General features: G+C 62.2%; 17 protein-coding genes and 1 pseudogene. 6 read left to right on the top strand and 12 right to left on the bottom strand.

Annotation, left to right across the window (positions count from 1 at the left end; translation table 11 throughout):
* Positions 1–32: 32 nt before the first annotated feature.
* Genes KXR83_RS23800 through KXR83_RS23790 form a run of 3 tightly spaced genes read right to left on the bottom strand, consistent with a single transcriptional unit; the run spans position 33 to position 2655 of the window.
* On the bottom strand, positions 33–365 hold the full coding sequence (locus tag KXR83_RS23800) for a nuclear transport factor 2 family protein (RefSeq protein WP_437426972.1): 333 nt from the start codon (positions 363–365) through the stop codon (positions 33–35).
* On the bottom strand, positions 277–1947 hold the full coding sequence (locus KXR83_RS23795) for a SulP family inorganic anion transporter (RefSeq protein ID WP_437426971.1): 1671 nt from the start codon (positions 1945–1947) through the stop codon (positions 277–279). Before KXR83_RS23795 ends, KXR83_RS23800 begins: the two co-directional genes overlap by 89 nt.
* A gap of 45 nt (positions 1948–1992) precedes the next feature.
* A complete protein-coding gene (locus tag KXR83_RS23790; RefSeq protein ID WP_437426970.1) occupies positions 1993–2655 on the bottom strand; it encodes a GAP family protein in 663 nt (220 codons plus the stop codon).
* 185 nt (positions 2656–2840) lie between these two features.
* Between KXR83_RS23790 and KXR83_RS23785 the strand changes: the two genes are divergently transcribed.
* The gene (locus tag KXR83_RS23785; RefSeq protein WP_317713738.1) at positions 2841–3200 is read left to right on the top strand and encodes a YidH family protein; all 360 of its coding nucleotides are present in this window, start codon (positions 2841–2843) and stop codon (positions 3198–3200) included.
* A 6-nt stretch (positions 3201–3206) separates the two neighbouring features.
* Here KXR83_RS23785 and KXR83_RS23780 read toward each other — a convergent pair whose 3' ends face one another.
* A complete protein-coding gene (locus tag KXR83_RS23780; protein WP_437426969.1) occupies positions 3207–4292 on the bottom strand; it encodes an AI-2E family transporter in 1086 nt (361 codons plus the stop codon).
* Between the two features lie 114 nt (positions 4293–4406).
* Positions 4407–5234 carry a hypothetical protein gene (locus KXR83_RS23775; protein WP_437426968.1) on the bottom strand — a complete coding sequence of 276 codons (828 nt, stop codon included), beginning with the start codon at positions 5232–5234 and terminating at the stop codon, positions 4407–4409.
* Between the two features lie 147 nt (positions 5235–5381).
* Here KXR83_RS23775 and KXR83_RS23770 point away from each other — a divergent pair, with 147 nt between their 5' ends.
* Positions 5382–5651, top strand: a complete 270-nt coding sequence (locus KXR83_RS23770; protein WP_317713735.1) for a GlsB/YeaQ/YmgE family stress response membrane protein — start codon at positions 5382–5384, stop codon at positions 5649–5651.
* An 18-nt stretch (positions 5652–5669) separates the two neighbouring features.
* Here KXR83_RS23770 and KXR83_RS23765 read toward each other — a convergent pair whose 3' ends face one another.
* Positions 5670–5936 carry a lipopolysaccharide assembly protein LapA domain-containing protein gene (locus tag KXR83_RS23765; RefSeq protein ID WP_437426967.1) on the bottom strand — a complete coding sequence of 89 codons (267 nt, stop codon included), beginning with the start codon at positions 5934–5936 and terminating at the stop codon, positions 5670–5672.
* Between the two features lie 178 nt (positions 5937–6114).
* Here KXR83_RS23765 and KXR83_RS23760 point away from each other — a divergent pair.
* A pseudogene (locus KXR83_RS23760) lies at positions 6115–7089 on the top strand (TIGR00341 family protein).
* Between the two features lie 73 nt (positions 7090–7162).
* On the opposite strand, the gene KXR83_RS23755 reads toward KXR83_RS23760, so the two are convergent.
* Entirely contained in the window at positions 7163–9802 is a 2640-nt protein-coding gene (locus KXR83_RS23755; protein WP_437426966.1) for a LuxR C-terminal-related transcriptional regulator, read from the bottom strand.
* A gap of 190 nt (positions 9803–9992) precedes the next feature.
* Here KXR83_RS23755 and KXR83_RS23750 point away from each other — a divergent pair, with 190 nt between their 5' ends.
* From KXR83_RS23750 to KXR83_RS23740, 3 genes are all read left to right on the top strand, one after another.
* Positions 9993–10436, top strand: a complete 444-nt coding sequence (locus KXR83_RS23750; RefSeq protein ID WP_437426965.1) for a DUF6325 family protein — start codon at positions 9993–9995, stop codon at positions 10434–10436.
* 372 nt (positions 10437–10808) lie between these two features.
* Complete coding sequence (locus KXR83_RS23745; RefSeq protein WP_317713729.1) at positions 10809–11192, top strand: SHOCT domain-containing protein; 384 nt, start codon at positions 10809–10811, stop codon at positions 11190–11192.
* 84 nt (positions 11193–11276) lie between these two features.
* Complete coding sequence (locus KXR83_RS23740; RefSeq protein WP_437426964.1) at positions 11277–11606, top strand: amphi-Trp domain-containing protein; 330 nt, start codon at positions 11277–11279, stop codon at positions 11604–11606.
* Between the two features lie 48 nt (positions 11607–11654).
* Here KXR83_RS23740 and KXR83_RS23735 read toward each other — a convergent pair whose 3' ends face one another.
* From KXR83_RS23735 to KXR83_RS23715, 5 genes are read right to left on the bottom strand one after another with little or no spacing between them, the layout of a single operon-like run.
* Positions 11655–12221, bottom strand: coding sequence for a hypothetical protein (locus KXR83_RS23735; protein WP_437426963.1), 567 nt, complete (start codon positions 12219–12221; stop codon positions 11655–11657).
* Positions 12218–13600: a DUF2252 domain-containing protein gene (locus KXR83_RS23730; protein WP_437426962.1), complete on the bottom strand. Its 1383-nt coding sequence runs from the start codon at positions 13598–13600 to the stop codon at positions 12218–12220. The genes KXR83_RS23735 and KXR83_RS23730 overlap by 4 nt, the downstream gene beginning before the upstream one ends.
* 42 nt (positions 13601–13642) lie before the next feature.
* Positions 13643–13921 carry an SHOCT domain-containing protein gene (locus tag KXR83_RS23725; RefSeq protein ID WP_317713725.1) on the bottom strand — a complete coding sequence of 93 codons (279 nt, stop codon included), beginning with the start codon at positions 13919–13921 and terminating at the stop codon, positions 13643–13645.
* A 22-nt stretch (positions 13922–13943) separates the two neighbouring features.
* Positions 13944–14387 carry a DUF6325 family protein gene (locus KXR83_RS23720; RefSeq protein WP_437426961.1) on the bottom strand — a complete coding sequence of 148 codons (444 nt, stop codon included), beginning with the start codon at positions 14385–14387 and terminating at the stop codon, positions 13944–13946.
* A 25-nt stretch (positions 14388–14412) separates the two neighbouring features.
* The gene (locus KXR83_RS23715; protein WP_062795728.1) at positions 14413–14838 is read right to left on the bottom strand and encodes a DUF7144 family membrane protein; all 426 of its coding nucleotides are present in this window, start codon (positions 14836–14838) and stop codon (positions 14413–14415) included.
* Between the last annotated feature and the right edge of the window lie 65 nt (positions 14839–14903).

Genomic DNA, 14903 nt, shown 5'->3' with positions numbered 1-14903 from the left:
TGATGTGTGCGTCGTCGGGCATTCGATTGCGGTCAGCTCTCAGCGTCATCTGTGTATGCAAAGGAATGGTGCTCGTGGGTGACCACCCAGCGGTCGCTCATCTTGCGCAGGCCGACGGTCAGTCGTAATCGGCGGTCCGGATACGCGTCCAGTTCGTCGGGGTGTCCGCACCGCACGAGCGCTACGGCGAACGCGACGTCTGGGCCCGCGGTGATGTCGAGAGAGTCGATGTCGAAAACTGCACCCGCGTTCGGTGCCGCCCCCCGGGTGGACGGCCTACGAGGGCGGCGGGTCGGCCTCGAGTGCGTCGGCGACGGTGGGATAGATGCGTAGAGACGATCCGGGAGCCGCGGCGTGTATGACATCGCGGAATTGTCCGATGTCTCTGGCGACCCGGAAGTGAACTCCGAGGCGGTTCAAAGCGTTGTGCAGTTCGACGAGCATGGTGACTGCACTGACGTCGATGAACGGTGACGTCTCCGCGTCGAGCACGATGGTGTTGACCGGGGGTGTGGCCAGGTTTGTGATGTGGTCGCGGACATGGTCGGCGTTGGCGAAGAACAAACCAGCCTCCACCCGAACGACTTTCACGCCGGAAATCTCGGGTAGTGCTGGGTGCGTTGCGGTGTCGACCCATCGATTGTCTTCATGGGCCAGGGTGGTCACATTCGGCCGCGATACGCGGTAGAGCAGAAGCAGCATTGATACGGCAATCCCGATGATCAATCCCGGCAACGTGTCAAAGATCAGCACGCCGGCGAGCGCGGTGATGGCTGCAACGAAGTCGGCTCTGGCGGCGTGACCGTAGATGCTTCCCAGCCGCGTGGTCCATACGCGGTAGAGGCGTTGCAGTGCAGGGAGATCGACGAGTTCTACGACCGCTGCGATGACGACTGCCGCCAGGGTGGCTTCGGGAAGCTTTTCGAACAGTCCGGTGAGGAACAGCAGAGTGAGCACTGTCAGCGCGGCGACCAGGAGGCCGCTGACTTGAGTTTTGGCGCCCGCGCCGCCGTTGACAGCGGTTTTGGAGAGGCTGCCGTTGACGATCATCCCCGAGGACAGCCCCGATCCGAGGTTTGCGGCGCCTAGGCCGAGCAATTCGCGGTTGGCGTCGATCGTGTATCCGGCTGTGGCGGCGTAGGTTTTCGCTGCGCCGAGTCCTTCGGCAAACCCGATCAGCACGATGCCGACAGCGGGGCCGACCAGTTCGAGGTACTGGTGCGCGGACACCTCGGGTGGAAGTCCGACCGCAGGCAGACCCGGGTTGATGTCACCGACAATGTCTACGCCGCGGTCATCGAGACCAAACAACCACACCGCCCCGATTCCGGCGAGCACTACAAGCAGGGACCCGGGCACCAACGGTATCCATCGCCTGACGCCAAGGACCACGGCCAGGCTGACCCCGCCGAGCAACGCTGTGAGTCCATCAGCTTCAGGCACGTCCCGGAGGAATGCCCACGCTTGTTCGAAGAAGTTGCCCGAGCCCTTGGGGGCGCCGACGAGTTTGGGAACCTGTCCGATGATGATGGTGAGCGCCAGTCCGACGATGAATCCTTTGAGGACCGGTTCGGAGATGAACGAGGCGATGAACCCCATCCGTAGGGTGCCGGCGAGCAGGGCGACCAGGCCGGCGACCAACGCGATGGCTGCCGTGGCGGCGACGAACAGTTGTGGGTTGCCTTCGGCGATCGGCCCGACCATGGCGGCAGACAACGCGGCAGTGGCCGACATGGGCCCGACCACCAGATGCCGGGAACTCCCGGCTGCGGCGTAGAGCACCAGTGCCGGGACCGCTGCGTAGAGCCCAACCACCGCGGGCACGCCGGCGATGGCCGCATAGGCGAGGGCTTCGGGCACCAGCACCGCCCACACGGTGAGGCCCGCGACGACATCAGGGCGAACGTAGGCTCGCCGGTAGCCGCGAAGCGACCCGAACAGTGTCATCACAGCGGTGTCATGCCTTCCTTCTGCGGGGCGACAGTTCTATCGTCAGAGCAGACCGCCGAGCCCCTTGCCGAGCAGCACCACGCCGATCACGAGGATGAGCACGCTCATCACAGTGGTGTTGTTGGCTTGGAGCCATTCCTTGAGGTGTGCGAGCGGCTCTCGAAGGCGATCTGCGGCCAGGTGGTAGGCCAGTACGGGTATCAGGACCGTCATCGCTGCCAGGACAGAGAACACTGCGACGGCTACGACGGTGCTGCCGACACTCAACGCGCCGGCGCCTATCGTGACGCCGGCGGCCGCGCACATCAGCAAGTTCTTCGGATTGATGGCGGCCAATGCGAAACCGAGGCCGACGGCTTTGACCGCGGTCATCTCGTCGATTGCGGCCATCCATGCCGGTGTGGCATGGGGTCCGGTACGTGCGCGCCATTGGCGGACTCCGACCGCCAGCAGTAGCAGTCCGAGTACCAGCTTGATCCACGACGAGGTGGTCGACGGCCCGTCGTCGGAGGGGTCGGCCACACCGCCGAGAAGGACAAAAACAACGGTGGCAGCGACGATTCCGACCAGCCAACCCGCGGCAAAGCCGATGCTGGTCGACCCGGCCCGGGTGCCGAGCAGCATCAGGATCGCGGCGATGATGGGTATCGGTGATACCGCCACCCCCACTGCAAGCGGCAGCAGGTCGCCGATTACTGTCCCCATCACAGCCTCCCGACTCGCGCGGACATCCAGTGGCCGGCCGGTTCGGTTGTCCAGGTGGTGCCACCTCCGAGACCTTGTGGTCTCGGATGTCGATCGGTGGACGTTGTTGTGGTCATGAGAATCCTCTCTAGGGGAGATACTGTGCGTGACAACCGCTGTGTCGGGCAATGCAGGCGAGGTGACCGATGAGTGACGACCTGGGTGAGCAGCCCGTTCCGGGCGCGGTCGATGCCCGCTTCACGTTGGCCGCTGAACGGACTGTGCTGTCGTGGATCCGGACCTCGCTGGGAATGATCGCTGCCGGCATGGCCATCTTGCATGTGCTGCCGTCGTTTTCGTCGTCGGTGGTTCGCGATGTCGTGGGTGTGGGACTGGTGGCGATGGGTGCCATGGCATCCGTGGTGGGAGCGATGAGGTGGCGACAAACCACCAACGCTCTGCGCGGAGGCGGCCCGATGCCTGGCCCGGCGCCGATATGGTTGCTCATCGGGATCTTGGTGGTGTTGTCGTTGACCGTGCTCGGGGCCACGCTGGCTGACCCCTGACGAGTTTCACGTTCCCTCAACAGGTGTCGGAGCCTTGTTGCTCAAGAATGTGTCGGCCCACCGGGTGGAGGGGTCGATGTCGACAAGAAATGCCTTTGCCATCAAGGTCAGAGGAACCGCAAGGATTGCGCCCAGCGGTCCAAGTACCCAACTCCAGAAGACCAAGGACAGAAACGTCAACGTGACCGATAGACCAACGGCATCGCCGACGAACTTGGGTTGGATGACCGATTGGATCACAACATTGAGGACGCTGTAGACGGCGATGACCGCGATCATCAGACCCAGGCCGCCTTCGAGCAGTGCCAGCAGTGCCGGTGGGATCACGCCCAGGACGAAGCCGATGTTGGGAATGTAGTTGGTGATGAACGCCAGAACGCCCCAGAGCACCGGCAACGGGATATCCATGGCCCACAGAGCGAGAGTGTCCAAAACGGCAACGATGAGGCCGAAGACGGTGGTGACCACCAGATAACTGCGGGTGCCTTCGGAGAACGACACCAGGGCTCTGGCGATGTCGGGTCGGGACCGGCGAAGGATATCGATACGAGCTGTGTACGACATCCCATCGGCGGCCATGAACAGCAACAGAACAACAACGAAGACCAGATTGGAGAACACGCCGAGGAATCCCTGGAGAATTTCTTCGACCACACCGAACACTTTGGTCGAGTCAAGACCTGCGAGCATGTCCTGGACTTGATCAGGGCCGATCCCGTTGTTCTGCAGGGTGTCTTTTCCGTCGGCGATGAGTTCGTCGAACTCGTCGGCATACGTCGGGAGCAACTCCGACAGCTGGGCGACCGACACCACCACGGCCAGGAGAAGGACAACGAGTATGGCGTACACGGCCACGATCGCGACCAGGACCGCTGCTGCGTTGGGTAAGCCTCTGCGGCGCAACCAGTCCGGTAGCGGATGGACCGCGACGGTGAGCATCAACGCCAACATGACCGGGCCCAGGATGCCGGCGAACGCCTTGAGTCCGGCGACGGTGACGATCAACGCTGCCGATCCGAGTAACACGATCACGCCGCGGGGCAGCGACCATATCGGGATCTGACCAACGTCGTCACTGCTGTTGCGTGGCATGAACGCTCTTTCCGGTCGCGACGATGATTGCTACACACGGGACCTCGCAAGGGAGATCATCTCAGCGAACGGCAGCGGGGGCACGGCAAACGGGCCGGTGGAATGGAAACTGCTCTAGGTCGCCGGGGAGCCGCGCAGCCACCGGCCGAGGGCGTCGTCGTCAACATCCTGCGTAAGGGCGTGCACGACGGTTGCGGAGATGACGGCGATCGCCGAGTAGACGAACAGCCAGCCGATCATGGTGAACACCATCCCGAGCACACCGAACTGCTTCTCCGCGCTGTTCATGATCCGGGGCAGTGCCACCACGCTGGCGACCTGCAACCCGGTGAGCCCCAACGCCGTCAGCGCACCGGTTGACCAAAGCGCGCGCGTGGGCAACCCGATGGGCAACAGCAACGCTGGTATCGCAGTCCAGACCAGCAGCCAGATCGCAAACTGAGTCGCCACCATGAGCCAAGGGCCGACAACAGGTACATCATCGAGCGCTCGGGCGGCGCCGATTGCCATGGCGCCGACGGCGATGGCGAGAATGACGACGATCCACCGCCAGCCCTGCCGATAGGTCGGTATCGCGCTACTCCAGATTTGCCCGTAGGTACGGGCCAGCGCGCGGGCGTAAGAAGTCCCGCTGATGACCAGCATGAACACACCCACCACACCGAACGCGGTTGCCGATGGCTCGGTCGCCCCGTCCAGCTCGCTGAGATCGAGTCCGTAGTCGGACCGCAGGGCTTCCGATACCGGGTCCATCGCGCCCAGCGTCCCGATGGCGATCATCACAGGAACCAGTGAGGTGAACGACTGTGCCGCCAGCGTCATCGCACGATCCACCACTCCGATTTCGAGCACCTCGAAGACGACGCGGACAGCCGCGCGGCCTCGGGCAGTGGTCCGCAACCGGGCGCGGGCGCGGTCCAGGACGTTGCGTGTGTCGATCATGTTCACGAGCATCCCAGTGCGAGCGAACCAAGGCATCCTGACGGGGAAACCCGTGAGCGAATCAGCGCGGGGCAGAACCACTCACACGATCGAACCGTCCACCGCATTCGTCACTCGTGCATGTGCGGAGCCTGCAATACTGCTGGCATGCTGCTCATCGGGATCATCTTGTTCGGAATGTTGATCGGCGCAGGCGCGCAATTGCTCCTCGGCAAAGGGAAGGGCGGTATCGACTGGGGGTTGGCGATCGTGGCCGGGGTGGTCGGCTCTTTCATCGGTGGCCTGCTGATCAGTCTGCTTTCCGGCGACGGGATCGAGTTCAGGCCAAGCGGGATCATCGGTTCGCTCGTCGGGGCCATTGCGGTGACCGCCGGGTGGCTGTGGTGGTCACGGGCTCGGGTCACCGGTAGCAAGTAACTCCACAGACGATCAGGGCTACTGCCGCTGCACTTTCCGTTTGCTGCGTCCGCGAGCGGTGAGCACACCGACGACCCACCCGAGAGCAAACACGATCACCAAGATGAACCACAATGGCGATCGAACGCTCACCCAGAACAGATCGACACTGACGCTGTTTCTGTTCTGCACGATGAACACGATGGCGATTGCCGTCAGGCCCAGCGCAATCCATTGCGACAGCGAGACCGTCGACAACGATCTGCGACCAGTGGTGGGCTGGGTGATGCCGGGCTTTTTCGACATGGTGCGAGCGTAGGCACATTCCGCGATCGGCGCGTCATTTCAGGGGTTTCGATGAATAATTGCCTCAGATCCCTTGGTTTCCGCCCGCCCGCGGTCCATCCATCCGCGCGGCCGTCGGCAGTGGGTCGGGCGATTGTTGTGCATCGGACGGGGATCGAACTCGATCGAAGGGAATGCCGTGCTGCCTTTCATACCCGCCAACCAGCGACGAACGCTCGACGAACTCGATGAACGACTTGATCTCACCAGTGGTGACCACCGGTCCAAAAGGTCAGCATTCTGGTTGATGTTGGTCCTCTCCTCGGTGATCGCGGCCGCAGGTGTGTGTTCCGACTCCACGGCGACGGTCATCGGAGCCATGATTGTCGCGCCGCTCTCCACTCCCATCCTCGCGGTGGGGCTCGCCATCGTGACCGGGCGCGGTCAGTTGTTGCGCAGCAGCGGGTTTCACCTTGTTCTCGGGATCGTTGTGGTGATCGCAGTCGGCTTCCTCTTTGCACAAGTGCTTCCCAACCCGACCAGCGTGCTGGACAACTCCCAGGTGCAGGGGCGAACGTCGCCGACTCTGATGGACCTGCTCGCGGCGCTCGCCACCGGGCTGGTTGGCGCAATCGCGATCACGCGACGCGATGTAGGCGACGTGCTTCCCGGCGTGGCCATCGCGATCTCTCTGGTGCCACCCCTCGCCGTGACCGGCGTGTGCCTCGGTTCAGGCGAGCCGGCGCTGGGCCTGGGCGCTCTGGTTCTGTTCGCGTCCAACGTCGTTGCGATGATCATCACTGCGACGGTTGTACTCGTCGTGGCCGGTTACCGCCCGACGACAGCCCGCCGCGATCGACGCCATCTCCGGACGTACGTGTTGCTGGGGGTTGCCCTGTGCGTGGTGGCCGTTCCGATGGTGGGCAATTCGCTCACGGCGCTGTGGGCGGCACAGGTCACCACCGCCACATAGGACTGGCTGCGTGGGTCACCTCGCAACGACGTCACTTCGGTCACCTGGCAGGGTCATGTCGCGACGATCGCGGTGTTCGGGCCGGAAGCTCTGCCACCGATGGAGGACCTTCGAAAGTCCGTGGCCGACCTGCTGCCGTTCATCCCCGAACTCGAGGTTGTTCACAACCTCGGCGTAACCGTGTCGACGGACGACGGCTGATGTTCCCCACCATGATCTCGCCTGTTGCGGTGTCGAGCGATATGAGCTTGCGACTCAACCTCTTTCGCTTGGATTACAGCATGTCCCAGGACCGGGCTGTCTCGACTGCCTCACGACGGGTCGCGACCCCGAGTTTGCGATAGATCGACCGCTGGTGAGTCTTCACGGTGTTCACCGAGACGAACAGATCGGCGGCGATCTCCGATGACTTGAGCATGGTCGGCAGGTACTTGAGCACCGCCATCTCCCGATCGGTGAGCGGTTGGATTACTGGCGGACGAGGGACAGCGGGCATCGCCCCATCACCTCTCAGAATCGCGAGCTCGGTCGCAAAAGCACTTTGATCGTCGTGCAGATGCCTGAAGCGGCTCAGGTGTGAAGCGATCTGGCCGTTCCCACCCACGAAGGGGCGCCGCAAACCGGTTGATTCAGCCAAGACAACAGCCTTTTCGAAACTATCCGCAGCAAGCGCGTCTAGCCGTAGCTGACCCCGCGCTATGGCCTCGAGGATCGCGGCCTCAGCAGCCAGCGACCGGTACTCCCCGAACAGCGCGGGACAGTCGAGAGCTTCCAGAGTCCCCGCGGGATCGTTCATTGCCAGATGTGCCTTGGCTTCTACGATCTGATGCAACCCCGTTGTGAAGCCTGGAACGGCAGCCCCGTCGTGCGGCGCCTCGTAGGACTTTCCGAGCGCCATGCAGGCCTCGGCGCGAATGGTTTGTGACCAGCCGGCAAGCAAACGGGGGGGTTTGCCCACCGTGTGTTCGAGTACGTCGAGCCGTTTGAGCGCCAGCCCGATCGCCTCCGCGTCCAGCTTCGCGATCGCGACGGCCACGGCAGCGAAATGCAGGATGAGACGGCACCCTACGTCTGATCCCTGCGCGCTCGACTCCAGTCCTACGTCGATACAAGCCTGCGCGGCATCGAGTTCGAAGCGGTGCAGATGCACCCAGGCCAGTGCGGCATGAGATGCCAGCAGCTGCATCTCCCGCACCCAACCCTTCCTGTCCGCAGCGTCCAATGCCCACTGGGCGCGCTCGGCGGCCTGGCCCAGATTTCCGTACAGGGTGTCGACGAGCGCTGAGTAGGACTCTGCCGACAGCTGGGTCAACGTCATGCCGGCATGCGCGCCCTGAACCCGAACGGCGTCGAGCTCGATCTGGGCCTCGGCGAACCGGTCTTCCCACACCAACCCACTGGCGTGATTGTTCAAGGCGATCAGCGTGTATGCCGTGGCAGCCGGTATCTCCTCCTGCGACGCGTCTTTCACCATGCTGAGGAGCATTCCGGACGTCGTCACCAGAGTGCTCGGGGTGCTGACGCGCGAATACACGATTCGCGCCATGGCGACGATCACCCGCGTGGCAAGTGGCTGCTGTATTCCTTGCGAAGCAAAGATGCGCTCGGCGTCATCGGCGGTTCTGCGCATCGACTCGAAGTCATGACGCTGATAGTCGCAGACCATCGCCACGATCAGCGTGTCGGCGGAAGTACGCCACGCAGGGTCGTCGTACACGGCCGCGAGCGCAGCAACCAACGCCGTCGCCTGCGGGGTGAGGATCAGGGGTAACGCCACCTCGCCAAGCAATTCGACTGTTGCTTGCCAGCTGCGAGCGAGTGCGAAGAAACGGAGCGCGACGACGGGTTCATCGGTGCTGAGGTACCACTTCGCCGCGCGTAGATACAGGTGGGGAACACTATCCGGGTTTTCAGCAGAAAGCCTGTCTCGCAACAGATCTCGTAGTAGTGGATGGTATCGATACCACGTTGGCCGGTCAGACAGCCTCACGGTCAGTGCGTTGTGACTGACGAGCATGTCCAGCATCTGAGCGCTGTCGGCGCGTCCAGACAGGGCCCGTGCGAGGTCAGGGCTCATCTGTTCGACCACACTCGTGGCAAGAAGGAACAATCGGTCTCGCGGTTCAAGCCGTTCGAGTATTTCTTCCAGCAGATATTCGGCGACTCGACGGTTGTTGGCGTGGTCGACGGCGGGCGCGCTCGACTCCTCGATGCTCATCAAGGCCAGCCGTACTCCTGCGGGCCAGCCTTGAGTGCGGGTGAACAGCAGACCGAGCTCGTCCGCGGTGAGCGTGAAGCCTCCGACCGCACACACTTGGCGGGTCTCAGCGGCCGTGTACATCAAGTCGTTTGCGCCGATCTCCACGATGTCGTCAGCGAGTCTGAGCCGCGACAGGTGCACCGGAGGCGTGGTGCGACCGACGAGCACCAGCCGTAGTTGGGGTATCCGGCACTCGATGAGTCGGGTGATGGAGTCCACCACGGCTCGGTCGGTGAGTTCGTGCACATCGTCCAGTACGAGGACGACCGGACCCGGTAGCTGCGTCATCGCCGCAACGATCCGCGACAATTCTGCCGAGCCGAACGTCGGTCCTGGAGTGATCTCCCCGAGCGGGCTGTTGCCAGGCAAGGCGCCGGCACTCTTGAAGGCGTTCAGCAGGTCTGTCCACAGCCCCCGGACATCGTAGGAGTGGGCCGCAGTGAGCCAAACGACGGGCCCAGGCAGTCGGTTGTGGTTGACCCACGCTGATACGGCAAGCGTTTTACCGTATCCCGGACCTCCGGTGACAATTGTGACTGTTCTGTCCACGCCGCGATCAAGCATCGCATCAAGTCTCTGACGATGAACAAAACCGGGCGGAAGTGAGGCGCGGGAGGTACGCAAGGTCAGGGCTGCGGTGAACTGCTCGGACATTGCCCGTTCCCTTCTTGGTCGACGCTCCCGAACGCGACACGCAAATAGTAGGCCCATTCGGCCGCGGCCACAGCTCATTCGCTATGGGTGACGACATCGACTCGCTGCGCCGCGCAAGATTTAGCACCCACGGCAAAGGTCAAATCCGCGAAGGATGTTCCATCGGCGGCCGTCCGGCTCGGGAGGCAATGTGGTCGAACACGTATCCGGGCTCGGTCCGGTCGATTACTTGGTGGTTGAATTCCCGAGCGGTGTAACAACGTTCACCGAATCGATGTTCAAGTCGCTCTTGACTCTCGTCGACAAGGAGATAATCCGTGTGCTCGACCTATTGGTCTTCAAAAGAAGGCCTACCGGCGAATTGGATGTGTTCGAGATAGAGGATTTCGACTTTGCTGAGCTGAGGATTCTGGACGCCACCATGGCCGAGATATTGGCTGCCGACGATATCGAGAATTTGGCATGTGCTGTGGCACCCGGCGCTGTCGCAGGGGTGATCGTCTGGGAGAACGTCGGGGTCGCGCCCATGGCGGCCGCCGCAAGCGACGTGGGCGCGCAGATTGTCGCTCAGGGGCGAATACCGTCTCGGGCGGTCCTCGACACCATCGAGGCTGATCGAAAGGAGGGGCGGTGACATGGCGATGCGACCAGGGCGGTTGACTCGCCGTCCCGTGATCGGTCACCCGGTGGTACGCAGCACAGTCCGGGATGACGCCGCATCAGTCATCGCCGGGGCCGTCCATCGGCGTGGCCCGGGTGGCTCTGAGTCGGCGTCATCCGGTTTGCCCGCGGACGCGGCTCGTGAATCCAACAGTGGCGATGACCTCGAGCGGTAATGCCCGACGACCGATAGGTCAGAGGAGGGATCGCAGCGGGACGTGAACATCTGCCGCACGCCAAGCGGCTCATGCTTGGCGGATGAGGACGGATGGTCTCACGCAGCGCAATATCGTGATGCAAGTATGTAATTCGAACCAAGCCGGCCAAATCGAAATGAGTGTTCATCGTGTGGGATTCGTTCTGGGACTTCATCTGGTACACAATCGTCATCTTCGCTTTTGTGGCGTACCTGATGATTCTGTTCAACGTCATCGTCGACCTGTTCCGTGACAGCGAGACCTCGGGCTGGGTCAAAGCGATGTGGATCCTGTTCTTGGTTCTGGTGCCGTACATAGCCTTGTTCGTGTACCTCATCGCCCGCGGCAGTGGAATGGGTAGGAGAGCTGTTGCCTCGCAACAAGCGGCGCAGCAGCAAGCAGATGCTTACATCAGGCAGGCTGCCGGCACCTCGCCGGCCGACCAGATCGCCACTGCCAAAGCGCTCCACAACGACGGTTCGATCACAGACGCCGAGTACGAGCAGCTCAAAGTCAAGGCGCTCAGTGCGTAAGTGAGAGGTCGTCAGTCCTCATCGCTGCCATCTCGTCCGTTTCAAACTGTGGTGAGCCCGAGAACCGAAGGTGAGGAGCAAGAAATGCCGAAACTGGAGATCAAGAAATCCGCAACATTGTCGCGTAAACAGGCGTCCGAGAGGCTGATTGCGCTGGGTCGAGCCCTGGCAGATGGCAGTGAGGTCGAACTGGGTGCAGATGGAGACTCGATCACCGTGGCGGTAGCCAAGCAAGTTCGCTTCGAACTCGAGGTCGAAGTGGATGGCGACGAAACGGAGATCGAAATAGAGATCAGCTGGCGCGACAACGGCACTGAAGACGCAGCTACGAGCGCACCGACGACTGAACCGGGGCGACCCCAGCCGAAGACGACGCGCCGCGCGGCGCCACGTAAGTCAACTGCCAAACAGTGAAGTCTCCGTAAAGCAGCGCGATGCGTGTGCGGACGACGTCAACGACAGTCAGTGTGTGAGAAATACTTTGACGAGGGTGATGACGGTTGCCAGGACGGCGACGCCAATTCCTGAGCCGATCGTTCGCCACGACACTTTCTTCGCCTGCAGACGTTCAACCACCAAGCCGAGCACTGCGATCCTGAAGATGACGATGCCGGCCGCACACAGCTGCGCACCTGGTGGGTCGAAGAGCCCGATGACGTCAAAGGATCCGATCAGCAGTACGGCGAACGGTAGTGATCCCGACGTGATGATCGGCAGCGAGTCGCGAAGTACCGTCTTGAGAGTCAAAGTGTCGGTGGGACCGGTGGTTTCGCCTTCACGTCGGGTGATCACGCCGTGCGACAACCATTCGGCGAAGATGTGCGCAACAAACGTCGACACAGTGGTTCCCAGGACCAACCAGGCTGCCAGCCGATTCTCCACTGCGTGGGCATCTGACACCACGATCACCGACAGTACGAGGATGTTGCCGTAGGCAAACGCCTCGACTCGTCGTGCAGCCCGCTCCGGCGGTAACCGCCTGCCTGTCTCGTGTCGCGTCAGTGCAGTGAACCACCCGGGGTCTTTCACGGTATGTCTGGCCATCCTTGCTCGGACGGGATGTCACCGTTCTCGACTGCGCGCGCCAATTGCGCGTGATCGGCGGCGTTCTGATCGGCATAGGCGCACGCGAAATGCTCCATCGCGGTTTCCACCTTGTCGCTGGTCCCGAGGTAATCCGAGATAGCGGCTGCGTCGCCACTGCGTGCGTGAGCTCGGGCCAGCACGTGTCCACAGGCAGCTGCGAACCGAGAAAGATGCGGGGCGATTCCCTCCCCTTTGGGAATCACCTTCCCATCTCGGAACTGGCGGACGTAAAAGTCCATGTCCTCGTAAGAGGTCCATCCGACGAACATGTCGGTGGCACTCTGGATCAGGTGCTGGCCGTGCACCACCCGTGCGCCATGGTTCTCGTATCTGCTCCTGCCGAGGAAGGGTTCATACACCGACGCCCCGGCTTGTTTCACCTGCAGGAACAGCGGATCCGCACTGCGACGTTCCTCGAGCAACGTCAAGAACACGCGCATACCGACGCTGCCGACGCCGACCACCTGCCGGACAGCATCAATCGCGTCGTACCGACTCAGCAGATTGTCGAGATGGTCGGGCACAGATTCGCGGTATCTGCTCAGCACCTCACGCAGCACTTCTTCGGCAGCTGCACCGAGACGGTGGGTGCGGTAGGGCGGGTCTTCGGTGATCGTTCGGCGACCGTCGACATCAGCTGTCAGTTTGGCGGACACCCCTCTGCTGGTCCGCTTCTTGACCTTGCTCTCGATGAGGGCGTCGAAGTCTGCCTCGGTGTCCTTGCGCGCGTAATGGAGTAGCTGGTCGACATCGATTCGGTCGTACCACACATCGATCTGGGGCATTGCGGCGTAGGTGGCTATGTGCTTGCGATAGCTCCGGTACCCGGATCGGACTGCTTTGCAGCCCAGGGACTCTGAGATGTTGTTGTCCCGCGCGAGCACGATGAGGCTCGCAAGGAATCGTTTGAGATCCCACTCGAACGGACCGGGAAGGGTTTCGTCGAAATCACGAAGGTCGAAGACGAGATTTCTCTCTGGAGAAATCCACAGCCCGTAGTTCAGGACATGGGCGTCTCCGCACATCTGAACCATGATGCCGGTGTGTGGGGTGGACGCCAGATCGTTGGCCATGACAGCTGCAGCGCCGCGGTAGTACGTCCATGGCGAGTGACTCATCCGCCCGTGGCGGATGGGCAGCAAATCGGGTGCCCTGATGTCGCTTTGGGCGAGGATGGTCTGCAAGGAATCGTGCCCGCGGGTCTCTGGATTCCAGGCTCCGAGTTCGCGACGGGGAACCAACGACCGCGCCTGTCGGCCGGGTGTGGCGTGTTCGGCATCGGGGTCGTCCACCGGCGCGGTGGAGTTCTCTGTAAGAGTCATCAGCTTCGTCTCATCGGTGTGTGTTGTGTGCGCGGCCGGCGGCTAAGAGGCCAGTATCCTTGCCTTTTCGGCGGCGAACTCTGCCTCGGTGAGAACACCTTGTGCTTTGAGTTCACCGAGCTGTTGGAGGGCACCCAAGCGGTCGCCGCTCGGGGCTGGGGGAGCGGCCGCTGGCGGCGGCGATGCGTATTGCGGCGGTGCTTGTTGCGATTCTTGGGTTGCCCACCTTTGGCTTTGGCGACGGGAGACCCTGTTCGACACCGTTGTCGCCGTGCCGGCGACAACTGCGGTTCGAGCGATTCCACGGAGTAATCCAGGCATTGTCTGCTCCTTGTCGAGGCGGTCAGGCGTCGAGCGCGTCCAGTGACGCGTGGATCGACTCGGCTGGGATACGGCCGGTGGCCACCAATTGTGCACCGGTTCGCCGCAGTGCGGTCGCGAATGGTGCGGCCCAGCGGTTTTCGTAGACTAGTACGGCTGCCGAACAGCCGGGTTCCAGGATTCCTGCTGCCTCGCCCACGTCGGTGGAGTCGAGGAGTCCCGACGATGCTCCCGCGTACACTGCGATGTCGAGTTCGCCATCCATGTCGAGGTCTTCCAGCGAGATACCAGCTACTGAACCGTCGGTGTCCTTCCGGACGAAGGTCAGATCCAGCACACGGATGACCTCACGATCGACCAGGTCGAGCAGCATCGAGAATGCCGTCCCGTCGAACTTCGCGTTCGCTGGGAACTCGACGACAAGATAGTCCACCGGCCCCAGGTCGATGTCGGATGCAGTGGTCATTTCGCTACCTCTCCGCGCGTGTCAATCACGCTGTGCGCCAAGTGGTGACGGCCCAGATGACGATCACATCGAGCGCTATCACGAGAATCGACCACCATGGGTAGTAGGGCAGCCACAGGAAGTTGGAGACGATCGAGATGGCAGCGATGACGATTGCGGCGGCTCGTGCCCACATCGCGCCGGTCATCATCCCGAATGCGATGGCGATTCCGAGGAGTCCGACAACAAGCACGATCCAACCCCAGGTGGTCAGATCGAATTCGTAGGTGTACTTGGGACCGGACACGAAGATCTCATCCTCTGCCAACGCCGAAATGGCCTGCAACACAGCCAGTAGCGAAACCGTGAAGAGTAGAACGGAGGCAGCGAAGATGGTGCCTCCCGCGAATCCTTGCTTGACGGGGTGACGTTCATGGCCGGCCACTGATGGCGTCTCGGCAGAAGTGCTCATCATCATCCTCCAGAGGGGGAGCGAACAGGTATCCCTTCGACCGTCCACCAAGACTCGCAGCTCGT

It is taken from the genome of Williamsia muralis (genome assembly GCF_051487485.1).
In the GTDB taxonomy this organism is placed as follows: domain Bacteria; phylum Actinomycetota; class Actinomycetes; order Mycobacteriales; family Mycobacteriaceae; genus Williamsia; species Williamsia muralis_B.
This window is presented reverse-complemented; position numbering and strand designations above follow the sequence as displayed.

Excerpts from the sequence above, each read along its gene's own strand:
- KXR83_RS23790 (WP_437426970.1), bottom strand. The coding sequence starts at position 2,655 with ATGGGGACAGTAATCGGCGACCTGCTGCCGCTTGCAGTGGGGGTGGCG.
- KXR83_RS23720 (WP_437426961.1), bottom strand. The coding sequence starts at position 14,387 with ATGACCACTGCATCCGACATCGACCTGGGGCCGGTGGACTATCTTGTC.
- KXR83_RS23795 (WP_437426971.1), bottom strand. The coding sequence starts at position 1,947 with ATGACACTGTTCGGGTCGCTTCGCGGCTACCGGCGAGCCTACGTTCGC.
- KXR83_RS23775 (WP_437426968.1), bottom strand. The coding sequence starts at position 5,234 with ATGATCGACACACGCAACGTCCTGGACCGCGCCCGCGCCCGGTTGCGG.
- KXR83_RS23715 (WP_062795728.1), bottom strand. The coding sequence starts at position 14,838 with ATGAGCACTTCTGCCGAGACGCCATCAGTGGCCGGCCATGAACGTCAC.
- KXR83_RS23725 (WP_317713725.1), bottom strand. The coding sequence starts at position 13,921 with ATGCCTGGATTACTCCGTGGAATCGCTCGAACCGCAGTTGTCGCCGGC.
- KXR83_RS23780 (WP_437426969.1), bottom strand. The coding sequence starts at position 4,292 with ATGCCACGCAACAGCAGTGACGACGTTGGTCAGATCCCGATATGGTCG.
- KXR83_RS23785 (WP_317713738.1), top strand. The coding sequence starts at position 2,841 with ATGAGTGACGACCTGGGTGAGCAGCCCGTTCCGGGCGCGGTCGATGCC.
- KXR83_RS23765 (WP_437426967.1), bottom strand. The coding sequence starts at position 5,936 with ATGTCGAAAAAGCCCGGCATCACCCAGCCCACCACTGGTCGCAGATCG.
- KXR83_RS23730 (WP_437426962.1), bottom strand. The coding sequence starts at position 13,600 with ATGACTCTTACAGAGAACTCCACCGCGCCGGTGGACGACCCCGATGCC.
- KXR83_RS23800 (WP_437426972.1), bottom strand. The coding sequence starts at position 365 with ATGTCATACACGCCGCGGCTCCCGGATCGTCTCTACGCATCTATCCCA.
- KXR83_RS23740 (WP_437426964.1), top strand. The coding sequence starts at position 11,277 with ATGCCGAAACTGGAGATCAAGAAATCCGCAACATTGTCGCGTAAACAG.
- KXR83_RS23755 (WP_437426966.1), bottom strand. The coding sequence starts at position 9,802 with ATGTCCGAGCAGTTCACCGCAGCCCTGACCTTGCGTACCTCCCGCGCC.
- KXR83_RS23770 (WP_317713735.1), top strand. The coding sequence starts at position 5,382 with ATGCTGCTCATCGGGATCATCTTGTTCGGAATGTTGATCGGCGCAGGC.